This window comes from Rothia sp. HMSC08A08 (assembly GCF_001808385.1).
Lineage (GTDB): Bacteria > Actinomycetota > Actinomycetes > Actinomycetales > Micrococcaceae > Rothia > Rothia dentocariosa.
Window position 1 is genome coordinate 55,689 of sequence record NZ_KV793078.1, and the last position, 17,659, is coordinate 73,347.

14 protein-coding genes are annotated in these 17,659 nt (G+C 48.9%); 4 read left to right on the forward strand and 10 right to left on the reverse strand.

Translation table 11 applies throughout. The features are described 5' to 3' along the window. Positions 1-646: 646 nt before the first annotated feature. The 4 genes from HMPREF3164_RS07885 to HMPREF3164_RS07900 all read right to left on the reverse strand — a co-directional run bounded on the left by HMPREF3164_RS07885 (position 647) and on the right by HMPREF3164_RS07900 (position 4,960). The gene (locus HMPREF3164_RS07885; RefSeq protein WP_070450224.1) at positions 647-2,311 is read right to left on the reverse strand and encodes a cytochrome bc1 complex cytochrome b subunit; all 1,665 of its coding nucleotides are present in this window, start codon (positions 2,309-2,311) and stop codon (positions 647-649) included. A 3-nt stretch (positions 2,312-2,314) separates the two neighbouring features. Further along, complete coding sequence (locus HMPREF3164_RS07890; RefSeq protein ID WP_004004660.1) at positions 2,315-3,421, reverse strand: cytochrome bc1 complex Rieske iron-sulfur subunit; 1,107 nt, start codon at positions 3,419-3,421, stop codon at positions 2,315-2,317. Between the two features lie 43 nt (positions 3,422-3,464). Continuing rightward, positions 3,465-4,259, reverse strand: coding sequence for a cytochrome bc1 complex diheme cytochrome c subunit (locus HMPREF3164_RS07895; protein ID WP_070450227.1), 795 nt, complete (start codon positions 4,257-4,259; stop codon positions 3,465-3,467). Between the two features lie 62 nt (positions 4,260-4,321). After that, the gene (locus HMPREF3164_RS07900; RefSeq protein WP_004004662.1) at positions 4,322-4,960 is read right to left on the reverse strand and encodes an aa3-type cytochrome oxidase subunit III; all 639 of its coding nucleotides are present in this window, start codon (positions 4,958-4,960) and stop codon (positions 4,322-4,324) included. A gap of 232 nt (positions 4,961-5,192) precedes the next feature. On the opposite strand from HMPREF3164_RS07900, the gene trpD reads away from it, so the two are divergent. The 4 genes from trpD (at position 5,193) to HMPREF3164_RS07920 (ending at position 8,648) form a co-directional block, all read left to right on the forward strand. Next, on the forward strand, positions 5,193-6,284 hold the full coding sequence (trpD, locus tag HMPREF3164_RS07905; RefSeq protein ID WP_192831430.1) for an anthranilate phosphoribosyltransferase: 1,092 nt from the start codon (positions 5,193-5,195) through the stop codon (positions 6,282-6,284). A gap of 316 nt (positions 6,285-6,600) precedes the next feature. Then, positions 6,601-7,086: an NfeD family protein gene (locus tag HMPREF3164_RS07910; protein ID WP_070450231.1), complete on the forward strand. Its 486-nt coding sequence runs from the start codon at positions 6,601-6,603 to the stop codon at positions 7,084-7,086. 64 nt (positions 7,087-7,150) lie between these two features. Beyond that, complete coding sequence (locus HMPREF3164_RS07915) at positions 7,151-8,143, forward strand: SPFH domain-containing protein (RefSeq protein ID WP_013399065.1); 993 nt, start codon at positions 7,151-7,153, stop codon at positions 8,141-8,143. Between the two features lie 166 nt (positions 8,144-8,309). After that, positions 8,310-8,648 (forward strand): RNA polymerase-binding protein RbpA, encoded by a 339-nt coding sequence (locus HMPREF3164_RS07920; RefSeq protein ID WP_004004666.1) that lies wholly within the window; start codon positions 8,310-8,312, stop codon positions 8,646-8,648. Between the two features lie 75 nt (positions 8,649-8,723). Here HMPREF3164_RS07920 and HMPREF3164_RS07925 read toward each other — a convergent pair whose 3' ends face one another. The 6 genes from HMPREF3164_RS07925 to HMPREF3164_RS07950 all read right to left on the reverse strand — a co-directional run bounded on the left by HMPREF3164_RS07925 (position 8,724) and on the right by HMPREF3164_RS07950 (position 17,583). Next, positions 8,724-10,310, reverse strand: a complete 1,587-nt coding sequence (locus tag HMPREF3164_RS07925) for an APC family permease (protein ID WP_070450234.1) — start codon at positions 10,308-10,310, stop codon at positions 8,724-8,726. A gap of 241 nt (positions 10,311-10,551) precedes the next feature. After that, complete coding sequence (gene gabT / locus HMPREF3164_RS07930) at positions 10,552-11,922, reverse strand: 4-aminobutyrate--2-oxoglutarate transaminase (RefSeq protein ID WP_013399068.1); 1,371 nt, start codon at positions 11,920-11,922, stop codon at positions 10,552-10,554. Between the two features lie 140 nt (positions 11,923-12,062). Continuing rightward, entirely contained in the window at positions 12,063-13,490 is a 1,428-nt protein-coding gene (locus HMPREF3164_RS07935) for a gamma-aminobutyraldehyde dehydrogenase (protein ID WP_070450238.1), read from the reverse strand. Positions 13,491-13,622: 132 nt separating this feature from the next. Next, positions 13,623-15,095 carry an NAD-dependent succinate-semialdehyde dehydrogenase gene (locus HMPREF3164_RS07940; RefSeq protein ID WP_048752165.1) on the reverse strand — a complete coding sequence of 491 codons (1,473 nt, stop codon included), beginning with the start codon at positions 15,093-15,095 and terminating at the stop codon, positions 13,623-13,625. A 56-nt stretch (positions 15,096-15,151) separates the two neighbouring features. Beyond that, positions 15,152-16,045: a universal stress protein gene (locus HMPREF3164_RS07945; protein ID WP_239661850.1), complete on the reverse strand. Its 894-nt coding sequence runs from the start codon at positions 16,043-16,045 to the stop codon at positions 15,152-15,154. A gap of 95 nt (positions 16,046-16,140) precedes the next feature. After that, a complete protein-coding gene (locus HMPREF3164_RS07950; RefSeq protein WP_070450242.1) occupies positions 16,141-17,583 on the reverse strand; it encodes a flavin monoamine oxidase family protein in 1,443 nt (480 codons plus the stop codon). Positions 17,584-17,659: the final 76 nt, after the last annotated feature.

Consider the following 17,659-nt stretch of genomic DNA (forward strand, 5'->3'; position numbering starts at 1 on the left):
TGTAACCCCACCTTTTCTATATTCCAGAGATTCTCGAATAAAGTTCTATCTGCCCCAGATATGTACTAAAAAGGGAGGTAAGAAAAAGCTAGTTGGATTAATTGTCTGTATTGGCAGTTTATCTGAGGATCATCGAAGCAGCGAGGTGCCTATCGCACGATAATAGTTTTTGCAGAGGCAGTTTCGCTCGCTTATCAGTACGCTCGGCTCGAAAGAAAAGACGGCAATTTTATGCTCGCAGAAGTGCTCTCTCTGCAAGAATTCTAGAGTCTCAACCTCAAACCTAGGTTATTGCTACTTTTATCTGTTAATCCGCTAGGCTCCTTCCTGCCTCTAAGACCAGCGGCATGATAGTTTGTGTAAATTTCAGGGACGGGGTGCGCTTAGCACATATGAAGTTATTCCATTATGGCATCAGGTATATAGCGATCGCTGATAAGTAAGCAAAGATTCTTAGTTTCAGGAATAGGGCATGCTGCTTATGAGAATTTTTCATGAGAAAGTCTGGACTCCTGGCCTTAGAAGATGGATATGATATTGGGTCAACAGCAACATTGCTGGAAGAGATACATGCGGTACAAACGTTGAGGGTTGGTCCCACAGTTTTGTGGCACCAACCCTCAAGTAAACTTATGAAGTTGTAACTTTAGCCCTTAATCTCGGGGCTATCAAAGGAAGCTCCCTCAACCCTTTGAGCTTCATTATGTTCATGATGAGCTTCTTCTAGCTCAGTAGGAGTTACAGGAAGAACACGATCAGTAAAGAACAACTTCGATAAGGTGCCTCGTGCTTTCTCAAGCATTGTAACCTTCCCCTTAGCATTGGGGCGTGCAGGTATTACATCTGGTGAATCGAAACTAACTAGCTTGTACCGACGATACTCGTCAAGAGGCCTGTGCACCTCAATAAACTCACCATGGGGGAGTTGCACCACTTGACCAGTTTCGATGCCATGAAGCACTAGCTCACGATCTTTACGCTGCAAGGAGAGGCAAATCCTTCGGGTAATCTCGAAACCAAGGATGGGTCCAAGGAAGAAGAGCGCACGCAATACATAAGCTACATCATTTAGCGAGACGTGGAAATGTGTTGCGATCAAATCAGAAGATGCCGCGATCATCAAAACTGAGTAGTAGATGATACCGGCAACACCGGCGCCTGTACGGAATGGAGCGTTACGCGGGCGATCAAGAATATTATGAACCCGATTATCTTTGGTGACCCAACGTTCGATCCAAGGCCACGTGAATAAGAATCCCATCAAGACGCCTGCGAGTGCAAAAGGCAGTAGGACATTCAGAACCCATGTTCCACCGATTTGCCATTCCCATGACCATGGCCAAACACCAGGCCATAGACGTAATGCACCGTCACCAAAGCCTACGTACCAGTCAGGCTGAGTACCTGCTTGAACTGGAGATGGATCGTAGGGACCATAGTTCCATATTGCGTTAATAGTGAAGGTGGAAGCTAAGAAAGCGATGATACCGAAAACTATGAAGAAGAAACCGCCTGCTTTTGCAGCATAAACCGGACCTACAGGAAAACCAACAACGTTATTGTTGGTACGACCTGGCCCTGGATATTGGGTGTGTTTATGCAGGACAACCATGAACATATGTAGTCCAACGCACAACAACAGAACTGCCGGAATGATCATAATATGCAGGCTGTATAGGCGGCTAATAATGTGTTCACCTGGGAACTCGCCTCCGAAGAAGAAAAGCGAGAGGTATGTACCTACAAGCGGAACTGCGACCATAATGCCATCGACAATTCGCAAACCGTTACCAGAGAGCACATCATCGGGGAGGGAATACCCAGTAAAGCCCGCCATAATACCCGTGACAAAGAGGACGCAACCTACAACCCAATTCAGCTCACGTGGACGACGGAAAGCCCCTGTAAAGAAGACACGAAGCATGTGGATACAGATGGCCAACATAAACATGAGAGCCGCCCAGTGGTGAATCTGACGGATCAACAGGCCTCCGCGAATATCAAAAGAGATATCTAAAGTAGACGCAAACGCAACAGACATTTCTGTACCCTTCATGGGTACATATGAACCGTCATAGGTAACTGCAGCGGTTGATGGGTTAAACCAGAATGTTAAAAAAGTTCCTGAAATAAGGAGCACTACAAAGCTGTATAGAGCCACCTCACCGAACATAAAGGACCAGTGATCTGGAAAGATTTTTCGGCCAAATTCTTTAACAACCCCAGACATGCCAACACGCGTATCAACAAAATTCGCGATACGCCCAGCGTTGCTTTTAGGTTTGTACTCGTAGCCAGTTGTTGTAGACATTACTTATTTCGCCTCCTTCTCACGCTCTGCACGCATTTCTTCGACGTGCTGACCGCGTTCCCAATACGCGGGACCAACTGGCTCATGGAAGTCACTCTGAGCCACAAGATAACCATTATCATCGACTGTAATCGGCAACTGTGGGAGTGCGTGACCTGCAGGGCCGAATACAACCTTGCATTCATCTGCCGCATCAAAAGTAGACTGATGGCACGGGCACAGCAGATGGTGCGTTCGCTGCTCGTACAGCGCGATGGGACATCCAACGTGTGTACAGACCTTCGAATAAGCGACTATACCGTCAACGTGCCAGTTTTTGCGTTCTTCCGAAATCTTCATCTCATTGGGGTCAAGACGCATCAACAAGACAACTGCTTTAGCTTTTTCCTCTAGATAGCCATTTTCATGGCTGAGGGACGTGATGGTCTCCGGCAGAACGTGATAAGCGGATCCGATCGTAACGTCAGAAGCTTTAATCGGAGTCCCAGAAGGGTCGCGTACAAGACGGACACCCTGATCCCACATTGTGTGTTTAAGAACGGCAGGATCATTCGGCCCCAGATCGCGCAGGAACGTAATAAAAGTTAACGGAGCCAGAATAACTGAGCCAATGAGAGTATTGCGCAGGAGAGGACGGCGTTTAATACCTGACTCATCAATAATAGTTTCGATGATTTCTTCTGCCTCGGCGCGATCCTCTTCAGGACGCAAATCGTGCCGCTCCTCAACGAGTTCATGGTCAGGCATAAGCGTACGTGCCCAATGAACAACTCCAATACCAATGCCGAACATAGCGAATGCTATACCTAAACCAAGCAAGAGGTTCTGCAGCTGCAGTTTACTGGTAGGCTCCGTATTGTTTACATCAAAGAAGTTACCTTCAACTGATATACCGAAATACGCGACCCAGAATAACAAAGAGCCGAGCATTGATAGTACAAAGAGTAGAATAACTTGGCGCTCAGCACCTTTAGCACGCTTCGAATCCACATCTGTCAGACGTGGACGATGTGGGGGCAGCCCAGGATTCTGAAACTGCTCCTTTGAATCCTCTGAAGAGGTAACTACGGTAACGCTCTGAGCGTCTTGACCGTCACGATGGTTTCCCATGTGTTGCCTCAAATCTTTTCCGATACGAATAGTATGTGCGTATTTATGCTGAGCGAGAGGTCAGCCAAATAACAAAGATAAGCACGATCCCTAGACCGACGCTCCAAATCAACAGACCTTCAGCGACAGGACCTAGAGAGCCTAGCTTAAGACCACCAGGGGAAACATTTTTTTCCTGTGCTTTCAAATAGGTGATAACATCACGCTTCTCTTGCGGGGTAAGGTTTGCGTCGTTGAAAACAGGCATATTTTGAGGTCCAGTTTCCATGGCTTCATAGATATGTTGTTCGCTAACACCCATGAGAGAAGGAGCAAACTTCCCTCGGGTAAGAGCACCACCCGCACCAGCCGCGTTATGACACATTGCGCAGTTGGCTAGGAAGACACGGGCGCCATTTGCGGCATCGCCTTTGGTGGTATCTAGATTCTCTGCTTCAGGTATTGCAGGACCGGCGCCCAACGAAGCAACATATGCAGAGAGCTGCTTCGTCTGTTCCTCGTTGAACTGACCAGGTTTGACTTGAGCCTGTGTACCTTGCATCTGCATAGGCATGCGGCCGGTACCAACCTGAAAATCAACTGCGGCTGCACCAACACCGATGAGCGAAGGACCATCAGCGGTGCCTTCAGCGTTCATTCCATGGCAGGTTGCACAGTTGGCTTGGAAGAGTTTTTGACCAGCGTTTACATCATCTTGAGTGTATGCATGGCTTGACTCGGCCTTGGCCTGATTGGTGGCAGTGGCAACTGTGTAGAGACCACCAGTAAGGATGAGAGCCAACGCAAGCAACACAATAGCTGCAAGCGGGTGACGCCGCTTCTGTGAAAGTGCCTTCACGTCTTTTGTTCCTTGTGTGTGCTAGTAAAAATGGATACGGACGGGGCGAGAGTGTTGGACTGTTATTTGACGAAGTACACTACGGCAAATAGAGCGAGCCACACGACATCTACAAAGTGCCAGTAGTACGAGACAACGATTGCACTAGTTGCTTCGTAATGACCAAATCGCTTAGCGACAAATGCGCGACCAATGATCAGGAGGAAAGCTACTAGACCAGCTGTCACGTGTAACGCATGGAACCCTGTTGTGATGTAGAAAGCGGATCCGTAAGCGCTAGATGCAATGGTTACGCCTTCTGAAACCAAGGTTGCGTACTCATAAGCCTGACCGCAGACGAAGATTGCGCCCATGATGAAAGTCAACACAAACCATTCAGCCATGCCCCATGCCTTAATATTCAGCAAAGAACCGGAGCGGCGTGGTTTGAGCTGTTCTGCGGCAAATACGCCCATCTGGCATGTCACAGAACTCAGCACAAGAACGATTGTGTTGATAAAAGCGAAGGGAACGTTAAGGATATGTACATTATCAGCCCAAATGTCAGGACGTGATGCCTTAAGGGTGAAGTACATAGCAAAAAGCCCGGCAAAGAACATCAGCTCTGATGCCAACCACACGACGGTACCAATGGCGACCGTGTTGGGTCGGTTAAGAGCCGGATGTGCCGGCCTGCTGGGGTTATTGGTTACAGTTGTCACATAGACATTATGTCGCTAAAACTTGCGAAGAGCGAATACATAACCTCTTAAATCTTGCGGTGTGTTGGGAAAATCCTTAGAGTTCCCTGTAAACTAGCGGTTTTCACGAGATTTGTGCGACACGCTCTATGTGTAATGTTTTGGTAAGTTCGTGGGGGAGAGAAGCCTCAAAGCTGTGGCACCCTATGCGCTGGCAGCAGATGAATCCTGCAGGAAGGTTAAAATCGGGAGTATGGATATAACTGCACATGAGTCATTAACCTGGAAATACATTTTGAATCAGCTCATCTCTGGGCAGGATCTCGGTTCTCGTCATGTGGACTGGGCTATGGATGAAATTATGACTGGTTCAACGCCTGAACCTATACTTGCTTCCTTCCTGACATCGCTCCACATGAAGGGGGAGACCTCTGAAGAGTTAGGCGCCCTTGCGCGAGGAATGCTTGCAAAAGCTGAAACTATTGATCTTGACGTACACGCGGTTGATATTGTAGGCACTGGCGGAGATCAGCAGAATACCGTCAATATATCCACCATGGCAGCCTTGGTTATTGCTGGTACAGGTGCGACAGTTGTTAAACATGGTAACCGGGCGTCAACCTCTAAATCAGGGTCGGCAGATGTCTTGGAGGCGCTAGGTATTCAGCTAGATATGCCGATTAAGTCTGTTGCCGCGTGCGCTCGGCAAGTAGGAATCACCTTTCTATTTGCAATGACTTTTCATCCCTCTATGCGGTTCGTAGGGCCAACTCGAAAAATATTAGGTATACCAACGGCTTTTAACTACCTAGGACCCATGACAAACCCTGCGCGAGTGTCATCATCTGCAATTGGGGTAGCTAATCCGCAGATGGTAGAAAAGATGGCTTGGGTTTTCGCGAATCGAGGCGACCATGCCCTTGTATTCCGGGGGGATGATGGGCTTGATGAATTGACAATTGCTACAACTTCCCAGATCTGGGAAGCAAGTGGGGGTACTCTTCAGAAATATGTCTTTAATCCCGAAGGCTATGGGATTGAGCGTTCTTCATTAGATAACCTGCGAGGGGGAGATGCTGAGTATAACGCCAGTGTGTTTCGCGCAGTATTAGCTGGGGAGGGCGAGTCGGCAAAAGACTCGTTGCATGCAATTCGTAATGCAGTTCTTATTAATGCGGCGGCCGGTCTGATAGCTTACCGAAAAAACGACGGCAGGAGCTTTGAGGAACGGTACACAGAAGCTTTGGCGGATGCGCGCCAATCTATTGATACTGGGGCAGCAGCTCAAGTTTTGAACGCTTGGGTAGAGTTTAGCCACCTGGTGGTAGAAACCCCGAGTCCGTAAAGCGCCTATTCATGTAAATAGAAGATTTTGGTGTATCTGTAGCTTTACTGGACATTGAGGAGAAAGAAGCTGCTGGGGTGAAACCGTCTTTACGAGGGCGCACTGGCAGCTAATCCGGTTCAATTGCACGGAAGGTTGAGTGGCTGGGGTGTGGTTTTCTGACTCTACTTTACATAATGTATATTATCGGCTATTTGTAGTGTTGTGAGTTTGTGTGAGTAAACTCTTTGATTGGTGATGCACCTCATGGAATAATGTTTGTATAGCTTGGGCGCTCTATACGTTGGATCATTGTGCCTACGATGAGGAGGAAAATATGGATTGGCTCTTTAACAGCCCATGGACATTTTGGCTGATACTAGCTTTGCTCTTTGCGATAATTGAGATGCTGTCTCTAGATCTCTTTTTCTTGATGCTTTCCCTATCTGCCCTCATCACATCGGCTATTTCACCATTGATCGAACATTTTTTCGCTCGAGGAATAGTTTTCGCGGTTTTGTGTATCCTTTTTGTGCTTATTCTACGTCCGCCTCTTCTGAAACGCCTCAACCGCTCTGCCGGAAATACTGTTACAAATGCCAAAGCTCTTCGGGGTAAAACTGTTCTTGTGACAGAGGATGTCACTGCTGAGTCTGGTTTAGTGCGTCTTGAAGGCGAAATTTGGACAGCACGCACTTCAGGAGCTCCTATCCCTTCCGGCTCCTACGCCCAGGTCGAAACTATTAACGGTGCTACAGCGTTTGTGTACCCGCATGTATCAACTTTGCCAGAAGGATCAGCTGTTACCCCTGAAGCTGAATAAAATGTTCCATCTACGCCCCTAAATTTTGTTATTAATCACCGAAAAGAAAGTAGGTAATGAAGATATGGTCCCAGTTATTCTTCTTGTGATTCTCTTCATTTTTGTTCTTATCTTGTTGGCTAAAACCATCCGGGTGATTCCTCAAGGTCGAGCAGGAATCGTTGAGCGTCTTGGTAAGTTCCGAACCGTGCTAGAACCCGGTTTGCATATGGTGGTACCGATTATTGACCGCGTGCTGCCTCTAATTGATGTCCGTGAGCAGGTTGTCTCGTTCCCTTCGCAGTCCGTGATTACCGAAGATAACCTTGTGGTTGGGATCGATACCGTTGTTTACTTTCAGGTAACAAGCCCCAAGGACGCAACCTATGAAATTACGAACTATATTCGTGCTGTTGACGAGCTCACCAGTGCGACCCTCCGTAACGTAGTCGGTGGTCTAAACCTTGAGCAGACCTTGACCTCTCGCGATCAAATCAACGCGGAATTGCGTGGAGTTCTTGATGCTACAACCGGCCGTTGGGGACTACGAGTATCTCGTGTCGATATTAAAGAAATTCAGCCTCCACACTCTATCCAGGACTCAATGGAGAAGCAGATGCGTGCAGAGCGTGATCGTCGTGCTGCCATTCTGACGGCCGAAGGTCAGAAGCAGTCAGATATTCTGACGGCTGAAGGTGAATCTAGGGCTGCTATCCTTCGCGCGGAAGCTGAAAAACAGGCTCAGATTCTTCGAGCTGAAGGTGACGCTCAATCTGCAATCCTTCGAGCTGACGGTGAAGCTGAAGCTGTTCATAAGGTATTCGAAGCCATCCATCAATCTAACCCGAGCCAACAGCTACTCACCTATCAGTATCTGCAAACCTTGCCCAAACTTGCTGACGGCCAAGCTAATAAACTCTGGTTTATCCCCACAGAACTTGGCGATGCTCTACGAGGTCTTGGTAACGCATTCGGCAATTTGCCGGTATCGGACATAAACGATGGATCGACAAAAGCAGCGTATACAAAGCCTGATACTTTTGAGAACCCATCTCAAGGATATGGCTTCAATAGTTAAGATAGTTTAGCTTGACTTCGCGAATAGCTGTCTCTAATAGTTGGGCGGCGGAGAATATTCTCGATATAATGGATGTTTTAGACGTTCGAGGGAATAGCTCTCCCCCGCCCAACGTTATGCAGCCGCTGAGTATCTGCGGAAACCCTTTCTGGAGTCTGGAGGAATTGTGAGCGATCGTAGCCTGCGTGGTATGCGTCTTGGAACTCAATCTATGGAAACCGAGTCCAATGTACAGCCTGCACCCCGTCAACGTGTAGAGTACCGAACCACTGATGGTGACCGCGTATTTGTGACCTTTGCTGCTGAAGCTGAAATTCCACAGGTCTGGGTTGCTAAAACTGGCAAAGAAGCATATCTTGTCAACGGCGAGAGTGACGCCCAGAATGACGATGATAAGCCAGCTCGTACACACTGGGACATGCTAATGGAACGACGTAGCGTTGAAGAGTTAGAGAAGACTCTAGAAGATCGGTTGGAATACTACCGTTCTCATTATGCACTGTAGGATACATTCATAATGCATAAGGGAGAGGAACCCTTTTAGAGGCTCCTCTCCCTTTCTTGTGCACATGAGAAATAACTAGTCAATCATATGCTCTACCTCCATCGGGACCTCGCCTTTGAAGAAGGCAGGACGGAGGCAACGTTGATACACCATAACGCAAATTCCTAAGAGAAGAATCGCGACACTTAAGCAGAAAACTAGCCCGACTCCCCCAATTTCAGACCCCGAGCCATGATGGGGATCCATGGAATCATAGGTCGTCTGGATGAAGAAAACAAGAAGCATAATGCCTCCCAAAAGGGGAAACAAAAACTTGTTCACAAATGATTTAAAGCCTGATGAGAAGACCACCTTCCGAAAATACCATACACAGGCAAATGCCGTCACGCCGTAGTATAAACAGACCATCAAACTCAAAGCGGAGATAGTATCCCAAAGCACAGAGGTTGAAATAAAACGCATAAGAACGTAGAACAAGGTAGCAATCAGACAGGAAGCGATGGTCGCATAACTAGGTGATTGGTACTTTGGGCTAATACTCGCAAACTTAGGCCCGAGTGCCTTGTAATATCCCATGGCTAGCAATGTTCGAGCTGGTGAAACTGCCGTGGATTGTAAAGAAGCTAAGGCCGAAATAAGAACTGCGAAAGACATAATAATTCCGAGAGAACCTAGTACAGGCCCCGAAAGAACAGCAAAAATATTCTCCTGGTTATCAGAGTTTCCTAGACCCAGACCTTCTGAGGACGTACCCGCAAATGCCAAAGTGCCCACAGAGATTAACAGGTACAGTAGAACTACTGTGAGGATAGTGCCAACAGCTGCATGACCGCTAGTTGTATGCTCGCCTTCTGTTTCTTCATTCATGGTGAGGACAGCGTCCCAACCCCAATATATGAAGAAGACAAGAGATATGCCGGAAGAGAAAGCTGAGAATGACTCGATTCCGAAGGGGTTAAACCATTCAAGAGTCGGAGCAAGGTTAGCAAACCCAGTATTTGTGACCGCTTTATAGAGGGCGACACCCGCAAAAATAGCGAGTACGACAAGCTGGAAAATAATGAAAACAGTTTGGATTTTCTGAGTCGCATCCAGCCCGCGGTATGTGATGTAACACCCGAAACCCATCAAGGTTAAGAATGTGCCGATATTGATAAAGGTATTACTTGAAAGAGTCGCTAGATCTGGGTTAGAAAAAACCTGAGACAAAGCCAGGTAAAAGAAATCTACAGCTATACCTGCGAGGTTTGAGAGAACCAAGATGGTAGCTGCTAATAATGCCCAGCCTCCGAGCCAACCAACCCACGGACCAAATGCTTTGGTTGTCCAGGTGAATGTTGTTCCCGCATCCGGCATAGCAGCGTTAAGCTCTCGGTAGCCAATAGCTACCAATAGCATAGGGATAAACCCAACGAGAAAGATCGCGGGCATGTGCTCCCCCGCTACAGCTCCTACAGGACCCAGGGCCCCCGATAATGAGTATGCGGGTGCTACCACAGAGATACCAATAATAATGGAGCCAAAAAGAGATACAGATCCGGAAGATAATCCCTTTTTGTTAGCGGCGCTTGTATCAATAGCACCGTGGGGGTTATTTGATGCAGAATCTTTGGCTAGACTCTGACCTTTATGTAACTTGTGGGGTTGATTATTCTGAGACAAGGTGCTCTCCCTCTATCGGAGTGTCGTCGCCAGACGGTGTGTGCTTATAGCGACCTGCTCAATATGCGATTTAGTCTAATTGATCCAGAACAGTAGTAAAATCACCTGAATTTTTGTCTACAAGGTGTGCGCATAATAGCTATAGGTAAATAACTGGCGCATGTGTGGAGTAGGATTAGCTGTGACAAGAGCCCCGATCGTTATATGAGATATGACCGGGGCCCTGTAAGCCTCCAAAAAATTATGAAACGCTTCGAATACCTTCGATAAGAATATTCATTGACTGTTTTAGGAGCTCGTCACTGATAGTAAGCGGAGGAAGCAGACGAATAATGTTGCCGTAAGTACCACAAGTAAGAATAAGTACTCCTCGTTGCTGACAGTAAGCAGCAATATCCTTGGCCGCCGTGGGATGCGGGGCTTTAGAAATAGAGTCTGCTACGAACTCCAGTGCGAGCATAGCACCACGTCCGCGGAAATCCCCTACAATGTCTAGCTCATCAACAAGCGGGGCTAACGCTGCTGTCACCAGTTTCTCAATATGCAGAGCTCGTGCGTTCAAATCAAGATCCTGCATAGTTTCAATAGCCGCAAGAGCAGCCGCACAAGATACAGGATTACCACCGTATGTTCCGCCTAATCCTCCTGGCTGAACTTTATCAAAAAGCTCTGCCCGACCAGTGACGGCTGAAAGCGGCATACCACCAGCAATGCCCTTAGCAGTGGTGACCAAATCGGGTTCAATGCCCTCGTACTCACTCGCAAACCATTTGCCAGTGCGGCAGAAACCAGTTTGTACTTCATCAGCGATAAAGACGATACCTTTTTCGCGTGCCCATGCAACCAGCGTTGGTAAGAAACCATCGGCGGGAACAATGAACCCTCCTTCACCCTGGATAGGCTCGATGAGAATTGCGGCTACGTATTCTGAACCAATTTGCTTCTCGATCATGTTGATGGTGCGTTGAGCTGCCTCTTTACCATCCATGCTCTGATCGTCCCGGTAAGGGTAGCTCATAGGAGCACGATAGATTTCAGGAGCAAAAGGACCAAAGCCTTTCTTATATGGTGCTACTTTTGCAGTCAACGCCATTGTTAAATTGGTCCGCCCATGGTAGGCATGATCAAAAACAACTACGGCATTGCGACCGGTAGCTGCACGAGCAATTTTTACAGCATTTTCGACTGCCTCCGCACCAGAGTTGAAAAGTACTGAGCGTTTCTCAAAGCGTCCGGGTATTAGCTCGTTTAGTTTTTCAGAAACTGCGATATACCCCTCATAAGGAGTAACCATAAAACAGGTGTGGGTGAAGTGTGTGACCGATTCTTGAACTGCTTGTACCACCTTGGGAGCTGATGCACCAACAGTTGTGACTGCGATACCCGCTCCCAAATCAGCCAACGAGTTACCATCAACATCAATAATGACGCCACCGTCTGCATCAGCCGCGTAAACTGGGAGCCCCGAAGCGACAGATGCAGGAACAGCTTGTGAGCGACGATGTGCAAGAGCACGTGATGAGGGGCCGGGAAACTCTCCAGTAAGTTTTATCTCTTGAGGAAGACGATACATCTCTACCATGAGACTACCTTTCAAAGGAAAACGTAGCATAAGCTACATGGATAATATGTGAATTGTGAAGAGACGGTACAGCACCTAGACAACAGAGCTGTACCGCTCCACAAGCTCTTCTCTAACGTGTGATGACGCAGGAGCTCTTTTTGCCGAATTGAGCTTGGAGAAGCTGTTCTTTATGCGCTCAAATCACTCATGACGTGTTTAACACGTGTGTATTCTTCAACGGAATACAGGGAAAGATCCTTACCGTAACCCGAGTATTTGAATCCGCCATGAGGCATTTCAGCAGTCAGAAGTACGTGTGTATTAATCCAAACTGCTCCGAAATCAAGATCGCGAGAAACTCGCATAGCAGTACCATGATTTGACGTCCAAACTGATGACGCCAACGCATAATTTACATCGTTAGCAAGCTCAACGGCTTCTGCCTCTGTAGTAAATTTTTGGAGCGTAAGAACTGGTCCGAAGGTCTCTTCCTGGACAACGGCATCGTCTTGATTGACTCCGCTCAGCACCGTAGGTTCCACAAAAAAGCCACGGGTGCCGCACTGTTTGCCACCGGTTTCAACTGTGACATGTTCAGGGAGGCTGTTGAGCTTATTCATGACGGTCTTAAAGTGGTTGATGTTGTTCAACGGACCGTAGAAGTTCTTTGAATCGTCTTCGTGCCCAGTAGCTGTGTCTTTTGCGGCAGCTACCAGCAGATCTCGGAACTTGTCGTAAACGCTGTCTTGAACGAGTACGCGAGTGACTGCTGTACAATCCTGACCAGCATTGAAATAACCGAAATCTGCGAGCATGCGCGCGGTACGAGGCAAATCCGCATCTGCAAAAACAACTGCTGGTGCTTTACCGCCAAGTTCCAAATGAGAACGTTTCAGACCAGCTGCAGCGCCGGTGGCAACCGCCTGACCTGCGCGTACTGATCCGGTAATAGAAACCATGGCAGGAGCCGGGTGCCCTACCATAGCTTCACCAGTTTTACCGGTTCCCAGCACAACGTTGACAACACCTGCGGGGTATATTTCCCCTATAAGCCTTGCCAACTCGAGGGTGGATTCTGGTGTGGTGTCAGATGGCTTGAGAACTACAGTATTCCCGGCAGCGAGCGCGGGCCCCAGCTTCCATAATGCCATCATGAGGGGATAGTTCCAGGGGGTTACTTGGGCGACGACGCCGATGGGTTCGCGCCGTACGTATGAGGTATGTCCTTCCATGTATTCGGTTGCTGCTTTTCCTTCTAGGGTGCGTGCTGCCCCTGCGAAGAAGCGTAGCTGGTTGGCGCCGACGAGGACTTCTTCGTCACGGATGAGTTCTCGGGGCTGACCGGTGTTGCGGTGTTGGGATTCAACGAGTACGTCGACGTTTTCTTCGAGCGCGTCTGCGAGTTTGAGGAGAAGTAGCTGGCGATCTGAAGGGGTCGTATGCTTCCACGTTTTGAATGCGTCTTGAGCCGCATGCATGGCGGTGTTGACGTCGTCGTCAGTGGATATTGGTGCTTGTGCTATGACTTCGCCGGTTACGGGGTATACGATGTCGAGTACCTCATCAGAGGTGGAATCGACGAACTTGCCGTTGATGAAATTCTTCAAGCGCTTCATAACGTTCTCCTTTGGGGTTGGACTTATGTAGGTTTGTAAGTTTGTGTGTGCTCGTTTTTCCTTGTGGGAAGGTAAAACGAACCCTTCGAGAAATTGTTGTGTTGTGCGTATCTTGGATGGTTTTTGGGTGGTTTAGCTGGCGTATGGGTCTTTGATGCCGATGTATTGTGTGTAGGTGTATTCGGCGATGCCTTCGGCGGCTCCTTCCCGTCCTAGTCCGGAGTGTTTAACGCCTCCGAATGGGGCTGCAGCGTTTGACATGATGCCGATGTTGAGGCCTGTCATGCCGACTTCTAGGCGGTCTAGTGTTCGCAGGGCACGGGATGTATCTGTTGTGTAGACGTAGGATGCTAGCCCGTATTCTGTGTTGTTGGCAAGTTGGATTGCTTCTTCTTCGGTAGAAAAGGTGATGATGGGTGCTACAGGGCCAAAGATTTCTTCTTGGATGACGCGTGCATCGTGAGGAACGTTGATGAGGACTGTGGGTTGGTAGAAGTATCCGGGACCGTTTTGGGGATAACCGCCGACCAGAGCTTGGGCACCTCGGTCGAGAGCATCTTGTACAAGTTCGTGGATGGAATCTACTGCTTTCTGTTCTATGAGGGGGCCACAGGTGGTGTCTGGGTTTAGACCGTTGCCGGTTTTGAGATTTGCGATTTTTGTCGCTAGTTTGGTGGAAAATTCTTCGGCACGAGATTCGTGGACTAGGAATCGGTTTGCGGCGGTACATGCTTCGCCCATGTTGCGCATTTTTGCTCCCATGGCGCCTTCAACGGCTTCGTCGATATTTGCGTCTTCGAAGACGATGAAGGGGGCGTTTCCACCAAGCTCCATGGAGGTGCGTAGAACATTTTGCGCGGCTGATTTTAGAAGGGCTTTGCCAACGGGGGTGGAGCCGGTGAATGAGAGTTTGCGCAGGCGTGAGTCTGCAAGGAGAGGATCTGAGACGGCTGATGCAGTTGCTGATGCAACTACGTTGAGTACTCCTGCTGGTAGCCCTGCATCGAGCATGGTTTGTGCGAAGTATTGCGCGGTTAGGGGTGTGAGCCGTGCAGGTTTGAGGATCATTGTACATCCTGCTGCTATTGCAGCTCCGGCTTTGCGTGTTGCCATGGCTAGTGGGAAGTTCCATGGGGTGATGAGTAGGCATGGTCCTACAGGCTTATGCTTTACCAGTATTTGGTTTTTACCTTCGGGCGTGGGCTGGTAGCGTCCGTAGTCGCGTACTGTTTCTTCGGAGAACCATCGTAAAAATTCGGCTCCGTAGACTACTTCTCCTCGTGATTCTGCGAGGGGTTTTCCCATTTCGAGGGTCATGAGGGTGGCGAATTCTTCGGAGCGATCGGTGATGAGGTCGTATGCCTGTCGTAGTATTTCTGCACGTTCACGCGGCGGCGTGTGTGCCCATTGGTCTTGAACCTGGCATGCTGCGTCTAGGGCCGCTATTGCGTCTTCAGGTGTTGCTGATGCTAAGGTCGTGAGCTTTTCTTCGGTCGCTGGGTTTAGGACATCGAATGTCTCCCCTGCGAATCCTTCACGCCATGTGTCTCCGATGAGTAGCCCAGTGGGTATTTTGTTGATAAGTTCTTGAAGATGTTGTTCCATTGTTTTCCTTTTCTTGGGATGATCGTACGGCGGTGTATATCACGTGAGGAGCCGGGCTATTGTTTGATGATGGGGATTGAGCCTGTCCATGGCTGCTGCTGGGAGCCTTTGCGTCCAGGGTGGTAGTCGCGTGGTACTACGACGAGGGGAATAGGAAGTTTGGTCATGATTTTTGCGGTTGTTGAGCTTAGGAAGAGTTCCCCGCGTTGGGCTAGTTTGGAGGATCCGGCCATTAGCACGGAGTCTTCGTTCCAGTGCACAGAATCGACCGCTTCTACTATGGTAGTTCCTGCGCCTACGGCGATGCTTAGCTGTTGCGGGTTTATTGGTTTGACTGCGGATTGGTCTACGAGGTCTTGGATGATGCTGCGATAGGTTGTATCGTCTAGGTCTTTTCCTTCTTCGTAGAGTGAGACTAGACGTACTGGTATGCCTGTTCGGTTTTGGGTTGCTATGGCTTCTTCGACAAGGTTTATGGAGTCGATGTCTGGGGATACGGCGCAGTCGAACTGTTTGATCGTGTGTGAAGCGCTGTATTTACGTGGTGCTAGAGCGACGGGAATGCGTGAACGGTGTAGAAGAGCGTTCCCAACTGCGCCTAGTGAGTGCCAAAGCCAATTTCCGGTGTTACCGCCGCCCACTATGATGAGTCCGGCGTCTATGGCGTCAGCTAGTTCTAGTAGGCCACTGACTGCTGATTCGGCGCGGCGTAGGTGGAAGCGGGCGATTACTTGGGCGGGCACGTAATGTTGTGCTTCTTCAAGCCATTGAACGGCTTGCTTTTGGAGTAAGTCTTCAAAGTTGGATCGTGGCGCTGCGAGGCGAGGGTTTTGCGGTTTAATGACATATACTACATCTAGCTCTGCGCCCAGGGAGCGAGCTAGTACGACTCCCAGTTGGAGAGCTGAACGGCCCCGTGCATCGGGCGAATATCCTACGACGTATTTCATGTTTCCCATCCGTATTTTGGGGAGCTTTACTGGGTGTGTCATTCTTTGGTTCACCCAGTAAAGCTGCCCGTATGTGCGTTACGATGCGAATGAACTTATTTGAGTTTTGCAGCTAGCAGTTTTGCTGTTTTTTCTCCCATGCGTATAGCACCATCGACATGCTGGTAGCCTTCGGCAGCAATGTCTGAGCAAGACCAGTAGATTGGTCCTACTGGGGTTTCTTGGTCTGCGCCGTAGCGATGCAGTCCCCCAAGATCATAGCTGGCTGCGTATGCACCACGAGTCCATTCTTCGGCACCCCAATCTGATTCGTAGTACACCACGGGATTTTTTGTTTCTTCTCCGAGCATTTGCGCCATGGAGTCTAGGATGCGTTCTTTGCGTTCCTCGGCGCTGATGGTGAACATTTCATCCGCTGCTTCATCGGAGACGAACCCTACTAGAGTGCCGCGAGCTTCTTCTTCCCCAGTTGCTGGGTCGTAGTTAGTGTTGTCGTAAATCTCTTGTACCAGGTTGTTCGCGGCAAAACAGGTTCCTGAGAGACCCTTGTCCCGCCAGAACGGCGTGGGGTAAACAGCATGCACCTTGATAACCAAACCAAGGGACTGGTGCTGATGCATTTGATGCTGTCGGCGATCTAGCGGCGGCACAAAATGGATACGTGAATATAGGTTCGGAGGAACCGCAACAACAGCGTACTTTGCTCGAACAATGATGTTTTTTTCAGGTGAGGCCTCTCCATCTTCGGAGAAGGCTTCAGCTTCAGCAAGTACGGGATACTCTCCGTCTTCTTGCCAACGTAGAACGCGGACTGGGTGTTCAAGAATTATATTCTCTTGTCCCACTTTTTCTGCGAGGGCTAAGGAGACGGACTGCATGCCACCCAGAACACGTTTGTCGAGAATAAAATCTTCATCGACAAGGTTAGAGAACGATCCTGCAGATGCAGCCATAAGTACTGCCTGTAAAGCTGAAAATGCGTGAGCCGGTTTAGTGAGCATACCACCAGCAATGAAGAGCCCAATATTGTTGCATGCTTCTTCGTCGTTGGATTGTTCGCGGAGCCAATGGTGAAAGCTAATTGTATCGAGTTCGCGTGCCTTGGTGTGCGCCCAAGGTTTCTCGGCCCCGATCTCTGCTGCAAGCTCATCTAAAATTCCGATGAGCCGTTCCATTTCTCGTTGAGTGTGCTCGTTGGCAGGAAACATGTCTCCGTTGTACCGGTGCATGGTACCGTCAGGATCACGATAGAGATTCTCACCTTCACGGTAACGAGAGAAGGTCTTAAGTCCGAGCTCTTCAACGAGTTCGGTGAGAACAGTCTGATCGGGGGAAATCCATTGTCCACCGATTTCAAGGAATGCGCCGTCAATATGGTTGTTCCACGTGCGCCCGCCTACACGTTCACGTGCTTCAAGGACTGCAACGGTATGTCCTGCTTGCTGCAGTCGGTATGCTGCAGTGAGTCCGGAAGGACCTGCGCCGATAATTACGACGTCGCGGGTCATTTCATTCGTAGTTTCGTTCTTGGTCGTCATGGTTAAAACCTTTCGCTCAAAGAATCACAAAACGAATTGTGTTCGTTTTAGTGTATCCCAGAACACAGAAATTACA

What these genes read in the sequence shown, in the direction of transcription:
- HMPREF3164_RS07885 (WP_070450224.1), bottom strand. Translation starts at nt 2,311, where the DNA reads ATGTCTACAACAACTGGCTACGAGTACAAACCTAAAAGCAACGCTGGG.
- HMPREF3164_RS07890 (WP_004004660.1), bottom strand. Translation starts at nt 3,421, where the DNA reads ATGGGAAACCATCGTGACGGTCAAGACGCTCAGAGCGTTACCGTAGTT.
- trpD (WP_192831430.1), top strand. Translation starts at nt 5,193, where the DNA reads ATGGATATAACTGCACATGAGTCATTAACCTGGAAATACATTTTGAAT.
- HMPREF3164_RS07910 (WP_070450231.1), top strand. Translation starts at nt 6,601, where the DNA reads ATGGATTGGCTCTTTAACAGCCCATGGACATTTTGGCTGATACTAGCT.
- HMPREF3164_RS07915 (WP_013399065.1), top strand. Translation starts at nt 7,151, where the DNA reads ATGGTCCCAGTTATTCTTCTTGTGATTCTCTTCATTTTTGTTCTTATC.
- gabT (WP_013399068.1), bottom strand. Translation starts at nt 11,922, where the DNA reads ATGCTACGTTTTCCTTTGAAAGGTAGTCTCATGGTAGAGATGTATCGT.
- HMPREF3164_RS07935 (WP_070450238.1), bottom strand. Translation starts at nt 13,490, where the DNA reads ATGAAGCGCTTGAAGAATTTCATCAACGGCAAGTTCGTCGATTCCACC.
- HMPREF3164_RS07940 (WP_048752165.1), bottom strand. Translation starts at nt 15,095, where the DNA reads ATGGAACAACATCTTCAAGAACTTATCAACAAAATACCCACTGGGCTA.
- HMPREF3164_RS07945 (WP_239661850.1), bottom strand. Translation starts at nt 16,045, where the DNA reads ATGAAATACGTCGTAGGATATTCGCCCGATGCACGGGGCCGTTCAGCT.
- HMPREF3164_RS07950 (WP_070450242.1), bottom strand. Translation starts at nt 17,583, where the DNA reads ATGACGACCAAGAACGAAACTACGAATGAAATGACCCGCGACGTCGTA.